At 66.0% G+C, this 24,616-nt stretch carries 18 protein-coding genes; 6 read left to right on the forward strand and 12 right to left on the reverse strand.

The features are described from left to right. Window positions 1-319 precede the first annotated feature (319 nt). The 5 genes from J7520_RS19810 to J7520_RS19830 are packed head-to-tail and all read left to right on the forward strand — an operon-like array spanning window position 320 to window position 7,252. Window positions 320-2,275: an acetoacetate--CoA ligase gene (locus J7520_RS19810; RefSeq protein WP_291192230.1), complete on the forward strand. Its 1,956-nt coding sequence runs from the start codon at window positions 320-322 to the stop codon at window positions 2,273-2,275. A 40-nt stretch (window positions 2,276-2,315) separates the two neighbouring features. Beyond that, window positions 2,316-3,023: a class I SAM-dependent methyltransferase gene (locus tag J7520_RS19815; protein ID WP_291192232.1), complete on the forward strand. Its 708-nt coding sequence runs from the start codon at window positions 2,316-2,318 to the stop codon at window positions 3,021-3,023. Beyond that, window positions 3,020-4,024: a glycosyltransferase family 2 protein gene (locus tag J7520_RS19820; RefSeq protein ID WP_291192234.1), complete on the forward strand. Its 1,005-nt coding sequence runs from the start codon at window positions 3,020-3,022 to the stop codon at window positions 4,022-4,024. The genes J7520_RS19815 and J7520_RS19820 overlap by 4 nt, the downstream gene beginning before the upstream one ends. Continuing rightward, on the forward strand, window positions 4,021-6,282 hold the full coding sequence (locus J7520_RS19825) for a hypothetical protein (protein WP_291192236.1): 2,262 nt from the start codon (window positions 4,021-4,023) through the stop codon (window positions 6,280-6,282). The genes J7520_RS19820 and J7520_RS19825 overlap by 4 nt, the downstream gene beginning before the upstream one ends. 40 nt (window positions 6,283-6,322) lie before the next feature. Then, window positions 6,323-7,252, forward strand: coding sequence for a lysylphosphatidylglycerol synthase domain-containing protein (locus J7520_RS19830; RefSeq protein ID WP_291192277.1), 930 nt, complete (start codon window positions 6,323-6,325; stop codon window positions 7,250-7,252). Between the two features lie 103 nt (window positions 7,253-7,355). Here the strand turns inward: J7520_RS19830 and J7520_RS19835 are convergent, their stop codons facing one another. The 8 genes from J7520_RS19835 to J7520_RS19870 all read right to left on the reverse strand — a co-directional run bounded on the left by J7520_RS19835 (window position 7,356) and on the right by J7520_RS19870 (window position 15,012). Continuing rightward, window positions 7,356-8,525 carry a PLP-dependent aspartate aminotransferase family protein gene (locus tag J7520_RS19835; RefSeq protein WP_291192238.1) on the reverse strand — a complete coding sequence of 390 codons (1,170 nt, stop codon included), beginning with the start codon at window positions 8,523-8,525 and terminating at the stop codon, window positions 7,356-7,358. Between the two features lie 16 nt (window positions 8,526-8,541). Further along, entirely contained in the window at window positions 8,542-9,498 is a 957-nt protein-coding gene (locus tag J7520_RS19840; RefSeq protein WP_291192240.1) for an FkbM family methyltransferase, read from the reverse strand. Window positions 9,499-9,503: 5 nt separating this feature from the next. After that, window positions 9,504-10,628, reverse strand: coding sequence for a hypothetical protein (locus J7520_RS19845; RefSeq protein WP_291192242.1), 1,125 nt, complete (start codon window positions 10,626-10,628; stop codon window positions 9,504-9,506). 17 nt (window positions 10,629-10,645) lie between these two features. Then, complete coding sequence (locus J7520_RS19850) at window positions 10,646-11,623, reverse strand: class I SAM-dependent methyltransferase (RefSeq protein WP_291192244.1); 978 nt, start codon at window positions 11,621-11,623, stop codon at window positions 10,646-10,648. Between the two features lie 22 nt (window positions 11,624-11,645). Further along, window positions 11,646-13,016: a pyridoxal-phosphate dependent enzyme gene (locus tag J7520_RS19855; RefSeq protein WP_291192246.1), complete on the reverse strand. Its 1,371-nt coding sequence runs from the start codon at window positions 13,014-13,016 to the stop codon at window positions 11,646-11,648. A gap of 187 nt (window positions 13,017-13,203) precedes the next feature. Next, window positions 13,204-13,428 (reverse strand): DUF465 domain-containing protein, encoded by a 225-nt coding sequence (locus J7520_RS19860; RefSeq protein WP_291192248.1) that lies wholly within the window; start codon window positions 13,426-13,428, stop codon window positions 13,204-13,206. 526 nt (window positions 13,429-13,954) lie between these two features. After that, window positions 13,955-14,638, reverse strand: a complete 684-nt coding sequence (locus J7520_RS19865) for a hypothetical protein (protein ID WP_291192250.1) — start codon at window positions 14,636-14,638, stop codon at window positions 13,955-13,957. Further along, window positions 14,635-15,012: a DUF4398 domain-containing protein gene (locus tag J7520_RS19870; RefSeq protein WP_291192251.1), complete on the reverse strand. Its 378-nt coding sequence runs from the start codon at window positions 15,010-15,012 to the stop codon at window positions 14,635-14,637. Before J7520_RS19870 ends, J7520_RS19865 begins: the two co-directional genes overlap by 4 nt. Before the next feature lie 163 nt (window positions 15,013-15,175). Here J7520_RS19870 and J7520_RS19875 point away from each other — a divergent pair, with 163 nt between their 5' ends. Further along, a complete protein-coding gene (locus J7520_RS19875) occupies window positions 15,176-16,279 on the forward strand; it encodes a PilT/PilU family type 4a pilus ATPase (RefSeq protein WP_291192253.1) in 1,104 nt (367 codons plus the stop codon). A 95-nt stretch (window positions 16,280-16,374) separates the two neighbouring features. Here J7520_RS19875 and J7520_RS19880 read toward each other — a convergent pair whose 3' ends face one another. From J7520_RS19880 to J7520_RS19895, 4 genes are all read right to left on the reverse strand, one after another. Continuing rightward, window positions 16,375-16,956, reverse strand: a complete 582-nt coding sequence (locus J7520_RS19880) for a 2OG-Fe(II) oxygenase (RefSeq protein ID WP_291192255.1) — start codon at window positions 16,954-16,956, stop codon at window positions 16,375-16,377. Next, window positions 16,946-18,787: a sulfotransferase gene (locus J7520_RS19885; protein ID WP_291192257.1), complete on the reverse strand. Its 1,842-nt coding sequence runs from the start codon at window positions 18,785-18,787 to the stop codon at window positions 16,946-16,948. Before J7520_RS19885 ends, J7520_RS19880 begins: the two co-directional genes overlap by 11 nt. A 293-nt stretch (window positions 18,788-19,080) precedes the next feature. Next, window positions 19,081-22,005, reverse strand: coding sequence for a TonB-dependent receptor (locus J7520_RS19890; RefSeq protein WP_291192259.1), 2,925 nt, complete (start codon window positions 22,003-22,005; stop codon window positions 19,081-19,083). 258 nt (window positions 22,006-22,263) lie between these two features. Further along, the coding region (locus tag J7520_RS19895; protein WP_291192261.1) for a TonB-dependent receptor at window positions 22,264-24,616 on the reverse strand (2,353 nt) is incomplete at its 5' end.

A 24,616-nucleotide genomic window follows, 5' to 3' on the forward strand; every position in this document is an offset into this window, starting at 1 on the left:
TTTTTGTTTTCGTACGATGCCTCGCCATTCCGCGGATCGCCGCACGATCGGCCCATGAGGAGCCGGACCGCGATCGCCGACGATCGCGTTCCCCATTATTTCCGCGCAGTGGCCCGTAATCGCCCTCCAGCCAGCCGCGGGAGCGGTGCGCCGCCTGTCCCGCAGCCCCCAAGTGCAGCCATCTGCCGGCCGCACTTCTCAGTTTTCGCATCGGCGGCGGCCTCAAACTGGCGAGCGTCCGGCGCTTCCCCGATAATTCACCGTTGCCGTGCGGCCACTCGCCGCCGCCCTCGCCCCGAAACCGACGCATCGACCTGACATGAACAAACCGATCTGGGAACCCGGTGCGGAACGCATCGAGCGCGCGAATTTGAATCGCTTCATGCGATTCGTGCGCGAGAGCACCGGCGACGAGGACATCCAGCGCTACGCGCCGCTGTACGAATTCTCGATCCGCCAGCCGGAGAAGTTCTGGCCGCTGGTATGGGAATTCTGCGGCATCCGCGCGCAGGGCGAGCACGAACCGGTGCTGGTCGACCGCGACAAGATGCCGGGCGCGAAGTGGTATCCGAACATGCGCCTGAACTTCGCGCAGAACCTGCTGCGCTTCAAGGACGACCGCACCGCGATCGTGTTCCGCAACGAATGGGACCACAAGCGCGAGATCAGCTACGCGCAGCTGCACGCGGAAGTCGGCCGCGTCGCGCATGCGCTGAGGGAGGCCGGCGTCGGCGTCGGCGATCGCGTCGCCGGTTTCCTGCCGAACCTTCCGGAAACGATCGTCGCGATGCTGGCGACGACCTCGCTCGGAGCGATCTGGTCGTCCTGCTCGCCGGATTTCGGCATCAACGGCGTGGTCGACCGCTTCGGCCAGATCGCGCCGAAGGTGCTGTTCACCGCGGACCAGTACGGCTACGGCGGCAAGCGCTTCGACTGCCTGGAGAAGGTCCGCGGCGTGGTCGAGCAGGTGCCGAGCATCGAGCGCGTCGTGGTCATTCCCTACAGCGGCGATGCGCTGCGGCTCGACGGCCTGCGCGGCGCGGTCGCCTGGCCCGACTTCGCCGGCGGCGGCGAGCACGCGCTGAAGTTCGAGATGCTGCCGTTCGACCATCCCGTCTACGTGATGTACTCCTCCGGCACCACCGGCGTGCCGAAGTGCATCGTGCACGGCGCCGGCGGCACCTTGATCCAGCACCTCAAGGAGCTGGTGCTGCACACCGACCTGAAGCGCGAGGACCGCTTCTTCTACTACACCACCTGCGGCTGGATGATGTGGAACTGGTTCGCCTCCGGCCTGGCGGTCGGCGCGACCCTGGTCGTCTACGACGGCTCGCCCTCGCATCCGGACGGCAACGCGCTGTGGACGCTCGCCGACGACGTCGGCATCAGCGTGTTCGGCACCAGCGCGAAATGGCTGTCGGCGGTCGAGAAGGCCGGCGTGAAACCGCGCGAGACGCACAAGCTGATCCACCTGAAGACGATCCTCTCGACCGGCTCGCCGCTGGCGCCGGAGAGCTACGACTACGTCTATCGCGACGTGAAGGAACGCGTGCTGCTGGCGTCGATCTCCGGCGGCACCGACATCATCTCCTGCTTCGCGCTCGGCAGCCCGCTGCTGCCGGTGTATCGCGGCGAGCTGCAATGCCGCGGGCTCGGCATGAAGGTCGAGATCCTCGACGACGCCGGCAAGCCGGTGCGCGGCGAAAAGGGCGAGCTGGCCTGCAGCGCGCCGTTCCCGTCGATGCCGGTGTTCTTCTGGAACGACCCGGACGGCCAGAAGTATCGCAACGCCTACTTCTCGCGCGTGCCGAACGTGTGGTGCCACGGCGATCACGCGCTGCTGACCGAGCGCGACGGCATCGTCATCTACGGCCGCTCCGACGCGACGCTCAATCCCGGCGGCGTGCGCATCGGCACCGCGGAGATCTATCGCCAGGTCGAGCAGGTGCCCGGCGTGCTCGAATCGGTCGCCGTCGGCCAGCACTGGCAGGACGACGAACGCGTGATCCTGTTCGTGCGCCTGCGCGAAGGACTGGTGCTCGACGACGCGTTGCGCGCGCGCATCGTGCAGCAGATCCGCGCCAACACGACGCCGCGCCACGTGCCGGCGAAGATCCTGCAGGTCGCCGACATCCCGCGCACGATCTCCGGCAAGATCACCGAGATCGCCGTGCGCGACACGATCCACGGCCTGCCGGTGAAGAACACCGACGCGCTGGCGAACCCACAGGCTCTGGAGCTGTACCGCGACCTGCGCGAGCTCGCCTCGCCATGACCATGGCGCAGGCCAGGGTGCCTGGACAACGGGTTCGGACGTGCTGAAGTCGGCCTATGTCCACTTCATGCGCACGGTGGCGGTACCGCTGCGCGCCAGCGGACTGCTCGATTGCCTGCAGCGCGCCCCGACCGGCTCCTTTCGCTTCTGGCTCGGCAGCCAGTTCGCCATCTACGATGCGGCGCAACTGGCGCGCATGGACGTTCCGTGGTGGACGTTCTCCGCGATTGCACAGGTCGAGCGCTGGATCGCCGGACGTGGCGGCGACGTGCGCGCATTCGAATACGGCACCGGAGCCAGCACGGCTTGGCTGGCGCGACGTTGCCGGCAGGTGGTTTCGGCCGAGCACGATGCCGGCTTCCTGCGCGCGATGGCGCCGCTGCTGGCGCTGGACAACGTCGAACTGCGCCTGGCCGAACCACGCCGCGGCGTGGCTTCGACGCAGGTGCGTTCCGGCCGGCGCGGCTACGCCGACTGCGATTTTTCCGACTACGTCGACGCGATCGGCGCGGATCGCTACGACCTGATCGTCATCGACGGCCGCGCGCGCGTCGCCTGCTTCGAACGCGCACGGCGGCAGCTCGCCCGCGGTGGCCTGATCGTCTTCGACAACTCCGAACGATCGCGCTACGCCTCCGCGTTGAACTGGGCCGGCGACACTGTCGCACGCTGCCGCGGCTGGGCGCCGGCGCTGCCGTACCCATCCGAGACTTCCCTGATCACCCTGTCCGAGGAGGCCCGCGGATGACGTCATCTTCCCTGCCCAGCGTTTCGATCGTCGTGCCGGTGATGAACGAGGAGCAGACGATCACGCGCCTGGCCGAAGAGGTCGTCGCCGTGGCCGATGCGCAAGACGGTTTTCGGCTGGTCGATCTGCACTTCATCGACGACGGCAGCAACGACGCCACCTGGGAACGGATTTGCGAAGCCGCGGGCGCCGACCTGCGAGTCCGCGGCATACGGCTGCGCCGCAACTTCGGCAAGGCTACCGCCCTGCAGATCGGCGCCGAGGCCGCCGCCGGCGACATCATCGTGACGATGGACGGCGACCTGCAAGACGATCCGCGCGAGCTGCCGCGTTTCGTCGCCGCCGTGCTCGCCGGCGACGACGTCGTGTCGGGCTGGAAGCGGACTCGCCACGATCCGCTCGGCAAGACCTTGCCGTCGAAGGTCTTCAACGCGATCACCGCCTGGGCCTCCAGCATCCCGCTGCACGACTTCAACTGCGGCTACAAGGCCTATCGACGCGAAGTGTTCGAGGCCGTGCATCTGTACGGCGAACTGCACCGCTTCGTGCCGGTGCTCGCGCACGCCTGCGGCTTTCGCATAGGCGAGATCGAGGTGACCCACCACCCGCGCCGCTTCGGCCATTCCAAGTACGGCGCGCGGCGTTTCCTGCGCGGCCTGCTGGATCTATTCACGGTCATGACGGTGACGCGTTACGCGCGCAAGCCGGGGCACCTGTTCGGCGCCGGCGGCCTCGTGCTCGGCGCCCTGGGAACGCTCGTGCTGGCATGGCTCAGCGTGCAGTGGCTGCTCGGACATGCGATCGGCGAGCGACCGCTGCTGCAGCTGGGCGTGCTGCTGGTGCTGGTCGGCATGCAGCTCCTGATGTTCGGCCTGCTCGCCGAGTTGATGATCAGCCGCGATCGCGACTCGCCCAGTGCGGCGCTGGTGCGCGAGCGCTGCGGCGAACGCCTTTCCTCGACGACGCGCAACGACGCACCCGAGCGGGCATTGCGGCAATGAACGGCGTCGCTCACGAGCGCCGACGCGGCTGGCTGGCCGCGCTCGCTCTCGTCGTGTTGACCAGCGTGTTGATCGTCGGCGCACTGAAGCTGCCCCTGTCGCGACTGGACGTTCCGTACACGTTCGAGGGCGACGCGGTCGACAAGTTGACGCAGATCCAGAACGTGGCCGAGACCGGCTGGTTGTTCCACAACCCGCGTTTGGGCTACCCGTTCGGCTACGACCGGCTCGATTTCCCGCGCTTCGACTCGCTCAACTACGCGATCATGGGACCGGTCGCCGCACTGACCGGAAAGCCCGGCCTGGCGATGAATCTGTACTTCATCGCCAGCTTCTACCTGATCGGCCTGATTGCGCTGTTCGCGCTGCGCCGGCTGGGCCTGGCGACCGCACCGGCGCTGCTGTGCGCGCTGGTCTACGCGTTCCTTCCCTATCACCTGTTTCGCGGCGTCGGGCACCTCACCAACGGCACCTACTACCTCGTGCCGCTGGCAATACTGGCCGTGATGTGGCTCGCGCGGGGCGAGCTCGATCCCGCCTCGCCCGGCGCGCGCCGGCGCTGGTGGATGGCGCTCGCGACGGCGCTGCTGCTGCCGCTGCAGATGCCCTACAACGGCGTGTTCTTCGCCCTGTTGTGCGTCGCTGCAGCCCTGCTGGCGCTGGCGCGACAACCGCGTTGGCGCAGCACGTGGCCGGCATTGGTTCTGCTCGCCGCCACCTCATGTTCCTTCGTCGCCGAGCAAGCGCCGGCTCTGCTGCATAAGGCGGAAGTCGGAGCCAACCTCAATGTGGCCACCCGCTCTTCGCAGGAAGCGGAGCTGTATTCGATGCGTCTGAATCAGGTGCTGCTGCCGTTCGACGGCCATCGCCTGACGACGCTCTCGGCGGCCAAACAGGATTTCGACGACGCGCTGGACGTGCCCGACGCCGAGTTCCGCAACCAGTACATCGGCGTGATCGGCGTACTCGGCCTGCTGGCGCTGCTTTGGTCCCTGGCGCGCGCGGCGACCGAGCGCGCGCCGTCACCGTCGGATCAGGAACGCTACGTGCGCATCGCCGCCCTGCTGGCCATCGCGATCCTGCTGATGGCGCTGTCGAGCGGACTGTTCACGCTGCTGGCGCACTGGGTCACCTCGAAGATCCGCGCCGGCAATCGCATCCTTCCGTTCTTCGCCTTCCTCTGCCTGTTCGGCAGCGGCTGGCTGCTGCAGGGGGCGCTGGCGCGCATCCGCAGCACCGTGGGGCGCTGCGCGACGCTGGCCGGCGTCGGCGCGCTGGCTCTGCTCGACGTGACGATGCCGATCATGTCCTTCGGGCGCGACGTGATGATCGTCAACTTCGACGATTCCCAGGCGTATTTCACGCAGGTCGAACAGCGGCTCGGCCGCGATGCCGCCGTGTTCCAGCTGCCGGTGGTGTGGTATCCGGAACATGTTCCGATCGGCGACATGGGCGACTACGAGGAATTCAAGCCGTACCTCTTCACCGATTCGCTGAAGTTCTCCTACGGCGCCGCTCACGGTCGGCCAGGTTACGCCTGGGGCAGCACGATCGAAAACCTGCCGGCGGCCGACATGATCGCGCAGGCGCACGGCGTCGGCTTCTCGGCGATCCTCGTCGACACCAACGCCTATGCGGGCGAACAGCGGAAGGCGTTGATCGACGCGCTCGGCGCGGCGCTGCCGGAGCCGCCGTCGATCTCCGCGAGCCGCCGCTGGTGGTTGTTTCCGCTGCAGGGGTGCTGCGCATCGGCGGACAACGCGACAGCGCACGCCACGGCGGAATCCGCCTTCGCCTACGATCCCGACGGTTCGCCGATCTCGTTCGGAAAGGGCGGCCGTGGCGGCATCTATCGCGCCGGCGGCTGGGACGCGCTCGAAGACTGGGGCGTATGGTCGCTCGGTGATCAAGCCCAGCTGCGCATGTATCTGCAGCCGCGACCGGCCGGACCGCTGGAACTGACGCTGGACGCGCGCGTGCTGCTCGGACCGAAGGTCCCCGTGCGCCGGGTGGTGATGAAGGCGAATGGTCATCTGCTCGGCGTGCGGACGTTCACGCTCGGCGCACCGTCGCCTTCGCTGCGTTTTTCGATCCCGCAGGATTGGATCGGCGACGACGGCCTGTTCGAATTGCACTTCGACGTCGACCCGGTGGCCTCGCCGCGTACGGCGGGTGTGAACATCGACGGACGGCCGCTCGGCGTCGGTATCGTATCGCTCACTCTCGGGACGGCGAAGCCTGCGCCGGCATCACCGTGACGAACCACTCGACGCGACCGGCCGAGGGCATCGCGTGAACATGCGCCGGCTGCTGCGCGGACTCGGCCTGCTGGTCTCGCTCGCGGCGCTGGTCTGGATCGGCTTGCGCTTCGCGCACAGCGATGCGTTCTCCGTATTCGAGCGCGTCGAGGTCGGCACGTGGCGGCTCGGCGCTGCGCTTGCCGCATCCGCCGTCGCCTATGCCCTGGCCCTGGCTACGTTGGCGTTCGCCTGGTGGCGCCTCTTGGTCGGACTCTCGCCGGAACCACCGCCGAAATGGGCGACGCTGGCGACCTGGTGCGTCAGTCAATACGGCAAGTATCTGCCCGGCAACGTCGCGCACTACGCCTTGCGCCACGCCTGGAGCCGACACCATGCGACGTCGCATACCGTGCTCGGCCTGGCCGCGCTGATCGAAGCCGCCCTGCTCCTGCTGACCGCGCTCGCCCTCGCGCTGTGCTTCGGCACCAGCAGCCTGCCGCTGCCCGGCGTGGATCTGCGCATCGCGCTGGTGCTGGTGCTGGCGGGCTCCGTCGTCGGCATCCTGGTATTGCACTGGCTGCGCCGGCACGGCCACTTCGCGCGGCTGTCGCTGCCGCGGTTGCCGCCGACGATGCTCGCGAGCGTATTTGCCTGCGACCTCGCCTTCTTCGCCGCGACGGCGACGATTCTCTACGGCCTCGGCCATCTCCTGGGCGCGAACGCCGACTGGCCGTTGATGCTCGCCGCCGGCGCCGCCAGCTGGGCCGCCGGCTTCATCGTGATCGGCGCTCCGGCCGGACTGGGCGTACGGGAGGTCGCGTTCGTCGCACTCGCCGGCAGCACACTCGGCGAAGATCGCGCGCTGCTGTTGATCGCGCTGTATCGGCTCGTCACGTTCTTCGGCGACACGCTCGCGTTCGCCATCGGCGCGCTGCTGATGCGGCGCGCACGCGCAGCCGATCCCGATGGGGATTCGGCGACGCTGTGAGGTCGGCAGCGGATTCCGCGGACACACTGTCGAAGGAAGTCCGCGGAATCGTCATCGTCCCGGACCGGCGTCGCTTCGCCGCCGGTCCTGCGTCGGAACATCGTCACGCCAAGGCTTTCGCCAATTCCTCGCGCAAGTCGGCGACGTCCTCGACGCCCACCGAAAGCCGAATCAGCCCGTCGCTGATGCCGAGCCGCTTGCGGTTCGCCGGCGGGATCGAGGCATGCGTCATGATCGCCGGATGCTCGATCAGGCTCTCGACGCCACCGAGCGATTCGGCGAGCGCGAACAGATGGCACCGTTCGAGCATCTTGCGCGCCTTGCGCAAGCCGCCCTTGACCTCGACCGAGACGATGCCGCCGAAGCCGTCCATCTGCTTCTTCGCCAGCGCGTGCTGCGGATGCGATTTCAGCCCCGGATAGATCACCCGCTCGATCGCCGGATGCTTCTCCAGCCATTGCGCGAGTTCGAGCGCCGCGGCGCAGTGCTCGCGCATGCGCAAATGCAGGGTCTTCAATCCGCGCATGGCGAGGAACGAGTCGAACGGACCTGCGACCGAGCCGACCGAGTTGTGCAGAAAGGCCATCTGCTCGGCCAGGTGCGCGCTGCCGCCGACGACGGCGACACCGCCGACGATGTCCGAATGTCCGTTGAGGTACTTCGTCGCCGAATGCACGACGATGTCGGCTCCGTGCTCGATCGGCCGCTGCAGCATCGGCGAGCAGAACGTGTTGTCGACGACGAAGATCAGGCCGTGCTTGCGCGCGAACGCGCCGACCTTGGCCAGGTCGACCAGCTTCAGCATCGGGTTGGTCGGCGTCTCCGCCCAGATCATGCGCGTGTTCGGCTTCAGCGCGGCCTTCAGCGCGGCCGCGTCGTTGAGGTCGACGAAGCTGAAGTCGAGGCCCGCGCTGCGCCGGCGCACGCGCTCGAACAAGCGGTAGGTGCCGCCGTAGAGGTCGTCCATCGCGATCACGTGACTGCCCGAGTCGAGCAGTTCGAGCACCGTGCCCGCCGCCGCGAGCCCGGAGGCGAACGCATAGCCCTGCCGCCCGCCTTCGAGATCCGCCACGCAGCGCTCGTAGGCCATGCGCGTCGGATTCTGCGTGCGCGAGTACTCGTAGCCCTGGTGCACGCCGGGGCTCGACTGCACGTAGGTCGACGTCGCGTAGATCGGCGTCATGATCGCGCCGGTGGAGGGATCGGGACTCTGGCCGGCGTGGATGGCGCGGGTGCCGAGGCCGTGTTGCATGCGTGCGGATGGCTTTTTCATGAGTGTCGTCGAAGGTTCAAGAACGAGGTTGTACGAGCAGATCGAGATGGGCCGCTCCGTCGGTACGCAAGGCGGCATCCTCGCGCGCCCACAATTGCATCAGCGCCTCGGCATTCGCGCACGTCGAACGCTCGCCGTCGAAATGCAGCGCGGTGACCGTGCCGTAGTCGAGCAGTACGGCAGCATAGTGTTCCGGCGGAACGTGCGCATTGTTGCGCAGACATGCGGGATGAAATTCCGTCAGCACGACGGGCCGATGGCGCTCGAGTCCGCGCGAAAAGCCGCGCCAGGCGTGCAATTCGTGGCCTTCGATGTCGAACTTCACGACGTCGAAGCGCTCCTCGTCCGCGAGCAGATCGTCCAGACGGCGCGTCTGCGCGTACAGCGGGCGGTCGCCTCGGCTCCATTCGCGGATGATCTCGCCATTCGACGAACCGCCGTGCGTGCCCATGCAGACGACACCCGATTCATCCGAGGCGGCGAAGGGCTCGACCCGGACGTGCGCGAAGCGATTGCGCGCGAGTGTCGCGTAGATGAGCTGCAGGTTCTTGTCCATCGGCTCGACGGCCACCACGCGGCCGCTGCTTCCGACGCGATGCGCGGCCCAGGCGGCGAAGTAGCCGATGTTGGCGCCGACGTCGAGGAAGCGACCGCCGGGCCCCAGGTGTTCGCTCAATGCCGAAACGACGTTCGGCTCCCACTGCCGCGTCTGCTCGACGGTCCGACCGACGTCGCCGTCGTCCGCGCGTATCGAGATCACGTAGCCGTCGAGTTCGACCTCGCGGACTTCGCTGTTGTAGCGACTGCGGAACTCGCTGGAACCCAGGAAGTACTCGGCCAGCTCGCGCGGCCTCAGCGATCGATCCTGGACGAGCCGGGCGAAGGTGTGCAGCCCCTGCTCGTCCGGCGCCCTGCCCAGCAGCAGGCGATAGGCGTAACGAACGTCCTCGAGATCGGCGTGATCGGCGGTCACGGCCGTCAGTTCGCGTTCGACTGCTTGGTCACGATCAGGCCGAACGACGTCGACGCGTACGGACCGATGCGCAGTTTCAGGTGCATCGGTCCGCGATACGGGTATTCGTCGACGTAGCGGTCCGCTTCGGTGTAGCCGAGATCGAAATCGAACGGCGCGACCATGTGTCCCTGCGCTTGCAGCCGCTCCGCCAGCTCGCGCAGATCCCTCTGGCGATAGACCACCGAATCGCCCGTTTCGACGGTCTCGACATCCGAATCGCAATTCAGCTCGGTCGTGTGGACCGCGACGCCGCCCGGACGCAGGCAGTCCATCGCGTTCATCACGAAGTCGAGGCCGTGCTGGAGGCTTCCCAGATGTTCGAGCGCACACGAGGACCACAGAAAATCGAATCCACGCAGGTCGTCGTCGATCGCACGCATGTCCACGGCGCGGAAACGCACGCGCTCGGCGAAGAGATCCGGCGCGCAGAGCCCGCGTGCGTTCAGCTGGGCAAGTCCGGAAGCGTGCTGGTTGGATTCGACCCAACCGGTCTTTCCGGCGCTTTCCGAGTCCAGGTCGGACGCCAGGATCTCGCAGCCGAGCTGAGCGAACAGCGAGGTCATGGGCTCGTTGCCGACCGCAAACCCAAGGCCGCGCTTTCCACTCGTCAGCATGCCGCGCTCGTACAGCGCCTGGCTGATGAAGCACCATTCCCAGAGCTTCCGGTGCAGTCCGCCGGGGCGCTCGTGCATGCGATTCGCCCAGTAGCGAAAGACCGGAGTTTCGATCTGCCTCTGCGTGCACGCCTGCGACACGAGCGTGACGACCCCTTTCTCGGGCGCCGTGCCTTTGTCGAGCTTGTTCAATTCCCCGTGGACGAAGACGAATTCTCTCGACGCCATGAACAGCCTTGCGAGCTCGGCGACCGTCGGCGAGGACTCGTCGACGATGGTGCAGAAATGACGATAGCCGGCTTCGTCGGGTTCACGGCCGAGCAGCAGTCGGTAGGCATAACGCACGTCGTCCGGGGTTGCTCTGGTGCTCATGAACTTACGCCTCAGGGTTTCTGATCGACAGCGATCGGATCGGAAGGTCTGAACGCTCGCAGTGGAAATTCGGTTCGCCCCCCCAGGCGCGCGGACTTGCAAAGCTCTCGCAGAAAAACTCAGTGCTCCCGGAGTCTGCGAAATGCGAACGTGTTCGACCGCTCCCCGCGCCGATTGCCGGTCGCACCGTCCTCGACGACGCTGATCGGCATCGCGCCGGCTTCGGCGAAGATCTCGAACACCCGCTCCTGCGGAAACGCGTGCATCTCCATCTCCTTGCGGCCGAGCTGCTCGCGTACGTAGTCGGCGAGCCGGAATTCGTAGTCCGCACGATAGGTCGGCACCTGGAAATACGCGATTCCGCCGGGCTTGAGGATTCGTGCGAACGTCGAAAGGATGCGCTCGATCACCGGTGGCGGATTGTGCTGCAACACGATCACGCTGTAGATGAAGTCGACTTCCGGCAAGTCGTCCAGCGTGTCCAGCGTGCCCAGATGGATCCAGTCGATGCCGCGTACGCCGTCGGAGGCGGCGAGCTCGCGGGCGAGATCCAGATGCGGCGCCGAAATGTCCACGCCGATCGTCCGCTGGAAATGCGGTGCGAGATGCCGCGTCACGCGACCGAGACCGCAGCCGTACTCCAGACAGGTTCCGCGCCCGTCGAGCGTCACGCCGCTGCGCGCGAGGGCCTTCTGCAGCCGTTCGATTTCGGCCGCGCCGCTGGCGAAGAAGCGCGCGATGTGTTCGGCCGACGGCTTGCCGCGATATTCCGGCGCGGTCAGCACCGACCAGTACGGATCGGTCTCGCCGAGGTGCTGCCAGGAATGGTTCACGTGCTCGAACAGTCGCTGCAGCAGGACCGGATCGCCGTTGGTCTCCACGGTGCGCGGAGGCTCGTCGCCCTGCAGCATCGGCTTGACGCCGGCCGGAGCGAGCGCGCGGAACTCCGCGCTGCCGACGAACACGTCGCGCAGGGCGGCGAGTTCGGGCGAATTGGTCATGTGCTCGGCGACGATCTCCCGGCTTTCGGGCTCGCGCGCGAGAAACAGCCGATACGCCCAGGTCACCGCTTCGGGAGTGGTCTTGTCGTGGGTCACGTCTCGTCCTTGGGAAGGAATTCTAGCCAGCGCGACGGCGCAGATAGTTCAGCAGGTCGATCCGCGTGATCAAGCCGACGAACTTGGCGCCGTCCATCACGATCGCCACGTGGCCGGCGTCGAACACCGGCATCAGCGACTCGATCGGCGACTTCACGTCGAGCACCTGCAGCTTCTCGACCATCGCCGTCGAGACCTTGTCCTTGAACTTCGACTCGTCGGCGTGGACGTGCAGCAGCAGGTCGGATTCGTCGAGGATGCCGACGATCTCGTCGCCGTCCATCACCGGCAGCTGCGAGACGTCGTAGAGTTTCATGCGGTTGTAGGCGGTGATCAGCAGCTCGTTCGGGCCGACCACGACGGTGTCGCGGCGCGCGTACGGGCGCAGGATCAGGTCGCGCAGATCACCGGTCGGCTGGCGGTCGAGGAAGCCGTTGTCGAGCATCCAGTAGTCGTTGTACATCTTCGACAGGTACTTGTTGCCGGTGTCGCAGACCAGGGTGACGACGCGCTTCGGCGTGGTCTGCTCGCGGCAGTACTTCAGCGCCGCGGCGAGCAAGGTGCCGGTCGACGAGCCGCCGAGCACGCCTTCCTTGCCGAGCAGTTCGCGCGCGGTCAAGAAACTCTCCTTGTCGCTGATCGCGTAGGCTTTCTTCACGCGCGAGAAGTCGCTGATGCTGGGCAGGAAGTCCTCGCCGATGCCTTCGACCATCCAGCTCGCCGACTTCGTCGACAGCGTGCCTTCGTTGATGTACTGGGCGAGGATCGAGCCGACCGGATCGGCGAGAACGAATTCGGTCTGCGGCGAGACGCGCGCGAAGTAGCGCGAGAGCCCGGTCATCGTTCCGGACGAACCGCAACCGAAGACGATCGCGTCGACCTTGCCGTCGAGCTGCTCGAAGATCTCCGGACCGGTGGTCGACTCGTGCGCGATCGGATTGTCCGGGTTGCCGAACTGGTTGATGAAGTACGCGCCCGGCGTTTCCTCGGCGATGCGCGCGGCGAGATCCTGGTAGTACTCCGGATGACCCTTGGCGACGTCGGAGCGGGTCAGCACGACCTCGGCGCCCATCGCCTTCAGGTTGAAGATCTTCTCGCGGCTCATCTTGTCCGGCACGACCAGGATCAGGCGATAGCCTTTCGCCTGCGCGACCAGAGCGAGACCGAGGCCGGTATTGCCGGCGGTGCCTTCGACGAGCGTGGCGCCGGGCTTGATCTTGCCGGCCTTCTCGGCGCCCTCGATCATCGACAACCCGATGCGGTCCTTGATCGAACCGCCGGGATTCGCGCTTTCGAGCTTCAGAAACAGTTCGCAGACGCCACTGTCGAGGCGCTGCGTCTTGAGCATCGGCGTGCGGCCGATCAGCTCGAGAACGCTGTGATGGATCGTCATGCGGGCTCCGCAGTGGTGACGGACCGCTCGAATTGCGGCCGCGACCGGTCTCGTCGCCTCCGGGCGGAGACGTCCACGGATGATAACCGAGTGGAATGAAGTGCTGCTGCCCTCCGCGACGGGAAGGCTCGGGCAGTTCGCAGGCGCCGCCACGGACAGGCGGCGCCGGGGCAGGAATCGGAGTGGATCAGTGCGTCGCGTGGTGGACGCTTTCCCAGATCTGGGTCAGCTTGTCCTTGGCGTGGAGCTTTTCGTATTTCATGTTGCGCAGAGTGGCTTCGTCCATCGGCAACACGCCGAGTTCGGCATCGCGTACCTTGCTGTCGAGCTCCTTGTGGCGGTAGTACAGACTGCGAAACTCCGCATCCTTCTGCATCAGTTCCGCCACTTCAGCCTGGTGTTCTTCTAGCATCGCTAACCTCCTCTATCGCAAGAACCGCTGGCGCAGTGACGCGGTTTGAGGCCGCGTCACTGCGCTGCGGGACGAGTACTACGCGATGGCTCGGAAAGAGCCGCCTTTGCCGCGATGGGAACTGCAGGGAACGTCGAGGACCGATCGAAGCGATCGGCGGGCGCCACTGCCAGGAAACGTCCGAACAAGCGACTCGACCCTCGGCTAGCCGAGGCGGTGGGATCCTCTGTCGCGGTCGCTGCAGTCATGGGCTTTGGCTTCTGCCCAAGGGTCCGAAGAATTCCGGACCACTTGGAAGACAGACGCTACTCCTTCATCCGGGACTTGGCAACACGACTTTTGCGACACCGGGAAGTTCCCGCGAGCGCTCGCGGGAAGCGTGAAATTAGCGTTCAAAAACAGTAAATTACACTAACTTCGGCGAATCAGTCGAACCTCAAAACCGAGCCGCGGGGAGGGCCTCCGCACGGCTCCGATACGAGCTTGATTTGCGGAGCAAAAGCGCTCCGCAACGAGGCTCTCGCGGCTACTTCCCGCCGCCCGCGGGCACCTTCTTCGGCTTCGGCACGGGCTTGGCGGCCGGCTTCGCCTTCGGCTTGGCCGCGGCGTCCGCCTTGGGCGACTTCCCGCTGAGCGCGGCCTCGAGTTCGGCCTCCTTCCTTGCCAATGCGGTCGCCTTCGCCTGGGCATCGGCCATGCGCTTGGCCTGCGCCGCCTCGGCGCGTGCGGCCTCGGCGGCTTGGGCCGCTTGCGCACCCTCGGCGCGAGCAGCCTCGGCCTCGCGTGCGGCGCGCTCGGCCTCTTCCGCGCGGATCTGCGACTGCAGGCGCTGACGCTCGAGCTCCGCACGCGCCTGCGCGGCGTCGCGACGCGCGATCGCCAGCTGCAGACGATCGTTCTCGCTCTGCAGTTCGGCGCGCTGGCCTTCCAGATATTCGGCTTCGGCGGCAGCCTGCGCTGTGTCGATGCGGCGCTCGACCAGATAGACGAGCTGCTCGCGATCGCGACGGCCCGCTTCCTTGAACTCGGCCAGCGCGGCGCGTGCGCGGTCGAGCTGTGCCGGAGCGCGCTGACCGAGCACCGGATCGTTGGCGAGACGGTCCACGCGATCGGCCAGCCGCTGATATTCGTCGTCGCGGGCGATCGCCGGCGCGCTGAAGCAGGCGAGCGTCAGCGCGACGCCGAGTGCGGCTCGATGGAAGCGGTTCACTGCTGCACCTCCGGCGATGCGTGGTCGGTCAAATCGCGATCGAGATTCGCGTTCTCCTGCTTCAGACGGTCGACCTCCGCGCGCGCCTTGGCCAGACGCGCCTTGGCAGTCGCGAGCTCGCTGTCGGCGGCCGATTCGCGCGCGAACTGCGTGGCGTCGTCGTACTCCTCGCGCGCCATCGCGGACTGCGCCTGATCGTAACGGCGGCCCGCCGATCGGTACTCGCTCGCCGCATACTCCGGCGCGCCGGCATTGCGCGCGCTGCCGAGCGAGCGCGAGGCGGCGTCGAGCAGGTCGACCGGCGGCTTGGTCGGGCTGCAGCCCTGCACGGCCAGGACCGCCAGGACCAGGGCCGATGCGTGAATTTTTCGCATGCTGCATCTCATAAGTCGTGGGGTACTCGTGTAAGAATCCGCCCTATTGTGGGAACGCCGCGTCGCGCTGGCAATCGGCGCCGGACCGGCACCGCGGAATCTGGGGCGCGGCCGCGCAAGCGGCGGCCGTGGACGGCATCGAAAGCACGGGGCAAGACCAGCGATGGATATCGGCTATTTCCTGAAACTGATGGTCGAGAAAGGTGCGTCGGACATGTTCCTGACCACCGGCGCGCCGGTCAACATCAAAGTCGAAGGCAAGCTCTATCCGCTCGGCAACACCGGCATGCCGAACGGCATGGTCAAGAAGATCGCCTATTCGCTGATGGACGAAGGCCAGGTGCCGCAGTTCGAGAAGAACCTCGAACTCAACATGGCCATCGCCGTGAAGGACGCCGGCCGCTTCCGCATCAACGTGTTCAAGCAGCGCGGCGAAGTCGGCATGGTGATCCGCGCGATCAAGAGCGAGATTCCGACGATCGAGCAGCTGCGTCTTCCGGCGCTGTTCAAGAACATCATCATGGAGCCGCGCGGCCTGGTGCTGCTGGTCGGCGCGACCGGTTCGGGCAAGTCGACCACGCTGGCGTCGATGATCGACTATCGCAACGCCAACAGTTCCGGGCACATCCTGACCATCGAGGATCCGATCGAATACCTGTATCGCCATCGCAAGTCGGTGGTGAACCAGCGCGAGGTCGGCCTGGACACGCACAGCTACCACGAGGCGCTGAAGAACGCGATGCGCGAGGCGCCGGACGTGATCATGATCGGCGAGATCCGCGACGCCGACACGATGGAAGCGGCGATCTCGTTCTCCGAAACCGGCCATCTCTGTCTCGCTACCCTGCATTCGAACAATGCCGACCAGACGATCGAGCGCATCCTGAACTTCTTCCCGGAGTCGGCGCACAAGAACATCCTGATGAACGTCGCGCTGAACCTGAAGGCGGTCATCAGCCAGCGCCTGGTGATGGGCAAGGACGGCCGCCGCGTGCCGGCGGTCGAGGTGCTGATCAACACGCCGCACATCCGCGACCTGCTGCGCCGCGGCCAGGTGCACGAGGTCAAGGAAGCAATGGACCGCAGCCTGCAGGAAGGCATGCAGACGTTCGATCAGTCGCTGTACACGCTGTACAAGGAAGGCAAGATCGAACTCGAGGAAGCGCTCAACCACGCCGACTCGCGCGACGGTCTCGCGCTGAAGGTGCGCCTGGCCGAAGGCGCCGACGTGCCGATGGCCAGCGTGTTCGATACCTCGTCGTTTTAGTCCGGTCGTCCGTGATCGCCGCAGGCTGATCGGCGAACATCTCGCGCAACGAGCGTCTTCGGCTGCTCCACCGCGGCCGTCCATGGCCGCACTTCTCAAAAGAGCAAATACGTCGAGAGGATGTATTTGTCGTTCGAGCGCGGCGGCAGCCCGGCGTGCTGGAAGAGCCAGTACGGCGGAAACATCAGAAGACGGCCGGTACGCGCGGAGACCTTCACGCCGAGATCGCAGAATTCGGTCTCGCCGCCGTCGGCGACGTCGTTGAGATACCAGAGGAACACGAGATACCGGTTCGCCACCGCGTCGATCGAATCGAAGTGCGGCTGGAACTGCTCGTCCGCACCTGCGCGATAGCGCTTGATGCGCAGGTCCTCGATCGCCGGCCGCGTCGGCACCGGAATCGTCAGCCGCACGCGCTCGTTGTAGAGCGCGAGATAGCGATCGATCTGCTGCAGGAAAAAGCCCTTGAAACCCTCGTCGGCGAGACGCGAGACGTTGAGCTCGGTCCAGCCGCTCCGCTCCAGCGCCGGCCGCACGCCGCGGCCGTTCCTGGTGTGCAGGTGCGCCATCTGCTGGAACGAAGCGATCAGCTGCGCGCAGAACTCCTGTTCGAGCGCGCCGTCGAAGCAGACGACGTAGTCGCTCAGCGACCGGACGCCGGGGACGTCACCAGGCATAGCCCCAGTGCTCCATGATCGGCTGCAGGATCGGGCGCACCGGAGCCAGATGGTCCTCGTAGCGGCGCCAGCGATCGACCGCCCTCGCGTTCGGCGGCTCGATCACCTGCGTGTAGCTCGGCGTGCTGATGTAGCCCTTGCCGCGGGCGTGCTCGTGGAAGCTCAGCATCGGCGCCGTGTCGCGCAGGCCCAGGAAGCCGCCGACGCGCTGAACGTTGCCGGCGAAATCCGCCAGCAGGTCTTCGTAACGCGACACCAGCAAGGCCGGCCTCATCAACTGCGCGTGGTAGATCCACGATTCCATCGCGGCGACGTAGCTGCGCGCGAGGCGCTCCAGCGTCGAACACATGACCATGAAGTTCGGTGAGCGGAAGTGCTGCATGTAGCAGCTCAGCAGCACATCGCAGGGATGGCGCAGGGCGAGGATGACGCGCGCTCGCGGGAACAGGCGCAGGATCATCGGCAGGCGCAGCATGTTCAGTGGATTCTTGTCGACCAGGCGCTGACCTGGCGCGAGCTGGACGGTCTTGGCGACGAAGCGCCAGTAGGACTGGCGCAGATAATCGCATTGCGCAGGCGTCAGCTTGCCGAGATCGTGCGGATAGCGCAGGCCGAAAGGCGACAGCAGCTCGATCGTGTCGTTGATGTAGACGCGCTCGTCCATCGAGGCGAGGTCCGGGTGCGCGTCGAGCATCTGCTCCAGCATCGTCGTGCCCGAGCGCGGGAAGCCGACGATGAAGATCGGCGAGGCTTCCACGGACGGCGGAGCCGGATCGGACCAGGTGCCGAACTCGGCGGCGCCGAGACGGACGGCCGCCGTCGGCAGCGCGGTCGACTCCGGCGCCAGAAGCTGCGGAACCAACTGCTCGGCCAGGCGCAGCTGGCACGCATGCGCCTGCGCGAACGCCTGCATCGCCGCATGCGAGTCGCGGTGGCGATCGCAGACCTTGCCGAGCGCGAAATGCAATCCCGCGCGGCGATGCTCCGGCTCGGTCAGCGGAACGAGTTGGTCGACCAGCGCACGCATGTGCGCGGGATCGGCGTCGCGCGTGGCGATCGCGACCTGGGCGCTGATGACGTCCCGGCGCAGCGTCGGATCGCGCACGGCTTCCGGCGGCGGCAGGCGGCTCAGCCAGTCGCGCGCTTCGTCGAGGCGATTGAGGCGTTCGTACAGGCACACCAGCGAAGCCAACACGCGCGCCTCGTCGGGCGTGCGTCGCAACGCGTCGAGCAGGACGGCTTCGCCGTCGGCGGCCAGGCCGAGCAAGGTCAGAAGCGAGCCGAGCTCGACGTATTGCTCGTCGCCGAGCTCGCCCCACTGCCGCCACGATTGGATCAGGTCCTGCGCGGTCGCGTGATCGCCGCATTCGTAGCACGCCCGCGCGCCGTACAGCCGTGCGTCGAGCAGGCCTCCGTCCGCGCGCACGGCGTCGAGGAAGCGGTCGCGTGCCATGGCGACCTTGCCTGCCTCCATCTCGAGAAATCCGAGATTGACGAGCAGACCCGCGTCGCCCGGCGCCAGCCCGAGCGCGCGACGGTAGGCCGCATCGGCCGCGGCGAATTCGCCGACATCGCGCAGAACGTTGCCGAGGTTGTTCCAATGCTCGAAGACGGCAGGCTGCAGTTCGGTCAGTCGACGGTAGGCGTCCACCGCCATGGCGGATCTGCCCTGGAATTGCAGACTCAAGGCCAGAAGAGTCAAGGCGGCCGTATCGTCCGGCATCGCGGACAGCCGTTCGCTCGCCAACTGTCGAACGCGCTCGTACTGCCCGGCACGGAACAAGGCGTAGACCTGCGCGGGCGAGAACGCGGGAGGGGCAGCGAGAGACATGGCGCAACGATAGCGCAGTTGATCGACGGGCGCGGGCTGTGGGCTGCTGCGGATGGAAGGCCTGGAAGGGTTGGCGGCGAGACCTCGAATGCGCGTGCTGCAGCGGTCGTGGGCGATCGCGGGAATCGAACAAGGCGGCCGTGGATGCCGCGAGTGGATGACCTGGCGCACCGTCCCGAAGAGTCACGCAGGCTCGCGGACCGTGGTGACCTGGAACGATCGTGCATCCCCGCTCAACAAGAAAGCCGCGCGGCTCGCGCCGCGCGGCTTCTCGGAGTGCGAACCGCTTCCGATCAGAACTTCACGGTCACACGGCCCCAGTAGTAGCGACCGATCATTTCCGAGTAGTAGGTGCTGACGTCGGTGTTCGAGTTCAGCGTGTTGTTCTGATAGATCTGCGGCGGCTTCTTGTCGAAGGCATTGTCGATGCCGACGTCGAAGCGCGTCTTCAGCGCGGCCAGTTCGTAGCCTACCTGGAAGTTGTGCGTCGTCTGCGCGCCGAAATTCAGCACGACGCCCGGGAACAGGTACGAACCGTCGGCCGAGAAGTTCTGGCGCAGGTCCTTGCTGCCGACCGAGAACGGTCCGACGTAATGCGCGTACCAACCGGCGTCGAACGAGCCGAGCTGCCAGCGCAGACCAGCGACGGCCTTCCAGCGCGCGTAGTTGCCGTACTCGTTCCAGTACTTGCCGGCGAGGCTGTTGACGACGTTGCCCGCCAGACCCGGCGTGAGCGAGTTGTCCATCCGCGCCAGATAGGTGCTGTTGAAGCTCAGCGAGAAGTTGCCGAAGGAGGTCTCCGGCAGACGATACCTGGCGGCGAAGTCCACGCCCTTCGCATCGAAGCGGCCGAGGTTCACGACCGGCTGATAGATGGTATCGACTGAGCCCGAGCTCGGACCGCTCGCGAAGCGGTGCACCAGACTGCAGAACTGTCCGGTGTTGTAGCAGGTATTGACCGCCAGCGAGGCGCCGATGCCACCGATGTAGTCGTTCAGATAGAGCCGCCACAGGTCGGCGCTGAGCGACAGGCCTTCGAGCCAGCGCGGGTCGTAGACGACGCCGAAGTTGAACGACTTGCCGAACTCCGGCCGCAGCTTCGGCAGCGTCGGATCGACGTTGCTGCGCGCCCAGAGGTTGCCGGACGGCGTGCCGTTGCTCTGCGACAGGCCTTCGCCCTGGAAGCTGCCGTCACGCGCGACGCCGACGCAGGCCGCGTCGATGTTCGGATTCACACCGACCGGCACGGTCAGGTTCAGGCACGGATCGCGGAACAGCGGCGCGTTGCCGGCGGGACCTGCGAACACGTCGATCGTGGTCGGGGCACGGAACACCTTGGAGACGGTGCCGCGCAGCAGCAGGTCTTCGATCGGCCGCCATTCCACCGCGACTTTCCAGTTGTTCGTATTGCCGAACTCGTTGTACTTCGAATAGCGATCGCCGATGGTCAGGTTCAGCGAGTGCACGAACGGAATATCCTTCAGGATCGGCACCAGCACTTCGAAGTAGGCTTCCTTGACGTCGAGCGAGCCACTGACCGGCGAGCCGCAGGCTTCCTGCGCCAGGGCGCAATTGCCGCGGCTGTCGGAAACGGACAGGCTGTCGACGCGCCCGGTCAGCGAATCCTTGCGATACGACGCGCCCGCGGCGAGGCCGACGGTGCCGGCGGGCAGATCGAACAGATCGCCGGCGACATCGAAACGGCCGACCTTCTGGCTGGCCGTCGTGCGGTCGAATTTCGGATTGACCAGCACCGATTGCAGCTGCGCGACCGTGGCCGGGTCGTTGACGTTGAAGATGTTGATCGGCGTGCAGTTGGCGATCGGCGCTTCCGCCGTGCCGCAACGGACGACGCCGTCGTCGCCGAGGAAGGACGGACCGAGCGCATTGCGCAGCAATGGATAGTTCACGTATCCGTAGGAGTTGGTGTCCTTGCTGTAGTGGCTGTAGTCGAAGCCGACGTCCCAGGTCCAGCTCGACTCGCCGAAGTTGCCCTTGAATCCGCCGTGTCCGGAATAATTTTCCGTGGACTGCTCGATCACGCGGTTGCCGAGGCTGGTGAAGCGCGACTGCAGCTGATAACCGTCGCGGCCGAACTCGATGCCGAACGGGTTGTAGTAGTTGTCCGCGGAAATCGTCACCGCGTCGTTCTGCGCGTCGAACGGAAGCGGCGCGATCTGCGAGCGCGAACGGGTCTTGTTGGCGTAGACCTCCAAGTAACCGGTGACCGAATCGGTGAGCTTGTAGTTGCCGATCGCGAATGCGCCGGTGCGCTCCTGCGGGGTCAGGATCAGGTTGCCGATGCGCTGGTAGTTGTAGGCGTCGGAACTGGTGTAGCAGCGATAGTCGTTCGGCGAGGTACCGGGACGACCGGAGATCAGCGTGACGCTGCCGCAACTGTTGCCTTCGTCGTCGAAATACGTGTCGGCCGGAACGCGGATGCGGCCGCCGGGAGTGCGGCTCGAACCGGCGAGGCTGACGACACCGCTGTAAAGGTAGAACGCGTCGGCCGCGAACGGACGGTTCGCGGCGGAGGCGAGATCCTGCTTGTTGTAGTTCACGCCGACGGTCAGGTTGCCCTTCTCGCCGGTGTGACCGAACATCACCGAATAGCCTTGGCGCGCGCCGTCGTCGCGATCGGACGTGCCGTAGTCGGCCTGCACCTCGACGCCCTGGAAATCCGAGCGCAATACGAAGTTGACGACACCCGCGATCGCATCCGAACCGTACACCGAGGATGCACCGTCGCCGAGCACGTCGATACGCTCGATGGCGCTGGCCGGAATCTGGTTGACGTCCGTGCTGTTGCCGGGAATCTGCATCATGCGACGACCGTTGATCAGCACCAACGTGCGCTGTGCGCCGAGGCCGCGCAGGTCGATGTAGGTACCGCCATCACCACCGCTGTTGTTCACGCTCGGGTTCGAACCGGCACCGGCGACGGACGGCAGATCCTGCAGCAGGTCGCCGACGGTCAACTTGCCGGAGCGCTCGATCGCCGTCTTGCTGATCGTGATGACCGGGTTCGACGTTTCCAGGTCGACGCGACGAATGCGCGAACCGGTGACGACCACGGTGCCGAGCCTTTGCGTGTCCGGACCTTGATTCTGTGCATCCTGCGCGGCGGCAGGTGCGGCCTGTGCCGCTACGGCAGCGGAAATTCCAAGAAACAAGGCATTGCGCGCGGGGTTGCGGCGAGGTACGCGATGGACAGCCATGGATGTCTCCCGAGAGTGAGTGTCCGCGTGCGAGTGCGCGGCACCGGAAAGTGATCTGCGATCTCCAGAACAAGACGCCACGAACGACCGAGGCAGCCCCCGTTGACCGTGCCCGGTCGCTCTTAACAGCATTATTACAACAATGAAATTGCGTTGTCGATGACGCCGCCCCGATTCCGCACCGCAGTTGCTGAAAGGGCATAAAAAAACGGCCCCGTTCCCGGGGCCGTTCGAAAGTATCAAGCAACGATGATTCGCTTAGAACTTCTGCGTGTAGCGCAGGTAGTAGAAGCGACCGATGTCGAAACCGCCGTAATACAGGAACTGCGAGTTCGGCGCCGAGTACATCAGCGGCGGCTGCTTGTTGAACACGTTGTTCGCACCGACCGAAACCGTGCCGTTCCACGGCGCGGTCCAGCGCACCTGCAGGTCGTGCCAGGTGGTCGAACCGACGCGGTTGGTCGGATCATGCCCGGTGTCCGGCGCGGTGTGGTCGGGCTGGTTGCACTCCGGACCACCGGTCAGATCGTACGCGCAGCTCTCCTTCATGCTGGAGTAGTAGCGCGAGGTCCAGGTCGCTCCGAAGTCGCCGAGCGTCCAGTCCAGGCTCAGGTTCGAGCGGAGACGCGGGAAGCCGCCGAAGCTGTTCTGCACCTGCGGGACCGTATCCGAACGGTTGTCCGCCTTGACGTTGTTGAGCTTGACGTAGGTCGAGTCCCAGCTCACGCGGAAGCGGCCGAACGAGAACTCCGGCAGACGATAGTTGACGCCGAAGTCGTAACCTTCGACTTCCTGCCAGCCCTGGTTGATGCCGGCGCGCAGCGCCGTGTTGACCGCACCGCTCGCGTCACGCGTGAACAGCGCGCTCGAGCAACGCGACGCCACGCCGAACACGTAGCAGTCCTGCAGCATCTGGCTGACCGTATCGCCGACGATCGTGTTCTTGATCTTGACGTTGTACCAGTCGAGGCTGAGGTCGAGGCCCTGCACCCAGCTCGGGCTGTACACCAGGCCCGCGGTCTTGCTGGTCGACGTCTCCGGCTGCAGGTTCGGGTTCGAGCCGGACATGAACGGAATCGGCGTCTGACACGGCTGCGCCGCGCAAGGACGGCCACCCTGACGGGGCTGACGGAAGTTGCCCGCCGTCGGATTCTGGCCACCGAAGCCGCTCGTGCAACGCGCCAGCACTTCCGGATTGCGCGCGGCGGAACCGAGCACCGTATCGCAAGGATCGGTGTAGCTGTCGAAGGTCTGGCTGGAGCCACCATACAGGTCGCCGATCGTCGGCGCACGGAAGCCTTCAGCGTAGTTGGCGCGGACCAGCAGGTCCTCGATCGGACGCCAGGTCATGCTGAACTTGCCGTTGGTCGTTTCGCCGAAGGTGTCGAAGTCCGAATAACGGGCGGCGACGTTGAACGACAGTTCCTTGAAGAACGGCACGTCCTTCAGCACCGGCACGTCGACTTCGAGGTAGTACTCGTCGACCTTGTAGCGACCGTTCGTCATGGTGCCGGCGAGGTCGGTACTCTGACCGGCCTGCTTGGAAGCGTCCGGCTCGAAGCGGCCCGACTCCGAGCGATGCTCGTAGCCCGTCGCCACGCCGACGTCACCCGCCGGCAGCGAGAACAGCGAACCGGTCAGGTTGGCGCTGTAGTCGACCGTCTTGGTGCGGCCGGTGTCGTGGTAGAACGGGAACAAGAGGGTCTGCAGTTCCTTGTTGCCCGACAGCGAGTCCGGAGCAACCGTGCCAGCCGGATAGAACGGGTTCCACGGCACGCACTGGCCGGGGCCGGAACCGTACGGCGTCGGATGCTCCGCCGTGCCGCACTCGACGCGGTTGGTCAGCGGGTTGAAGAACGAGGCGCCGGTCGCGGCCGCCACGGCCGGCAGGCTGTAGTCGCCACGGCCAGTCTTCACGAGGTCATTGGTGTTGACGAAGCCGCCGACGTCCCAGTTCCACGTACGGCCGGCGATCTCGAACGAACCTTCCAACGTGCCCGAGAAGCGGTAGGTCTGCAGGTCGCTGCGCGTGACGCGCGGCATTTCCCAGCCACGACGCAGGAAGTAGATGTTCGTGGCGTCTTCTGCAGCGACGTGCTGCGTGCCGAACGGGTTGTAGTAGCTGTCCGGCGACAGGTTGCCGCCCTGGAACGGATAGCCGGCCACCTGCTGCGTCGTCGAACGCTTGTTGTACAGGATGTCGGTCGAGAACTTGATGTTGTCGGTGATGTTGTATTCACCGGCGACGAACAGCGAATGGCGATCGATGCCCGTCGTGCCCATCATCTCTTGGGACGAATTGGAGAGATCCGACGTGCCGCCGGCCGAGTTGGTGCCGTGGAAGTCGTTCGGGCCACCGTTCTGGCCAGCGTTGAACGGGTTGCCGCCCGGATTCAGCGTACAGGCACCGTACGGACTGTCTTCAATGCCCGGACAGCCGTTCGGCAGGAAGAACACACCCCACTGCGACACCGGCGTCCAATCTTCATTGGCATGGCGCGGGCCGGACGGATAGGCGCTGTACGGACGATTGCGCGCCCAGGTCGGATCTTCCTTCGAGTACTCGGCCGCGACCGTGATCGAGCCGCGCTCGTTGTGCGAGCCCAGCGTC

Origin of the sequence: Dokdonella sp. (assembly GCF_017744955.1) — a bacterium.
In the GTDB taxonomy this organism is placed as follows: Bacteria; Pseudomonadota; Gammaproteobacteria; order Xanthomonadales; family Rhodanobacteraceae; genus Dokdonella_A.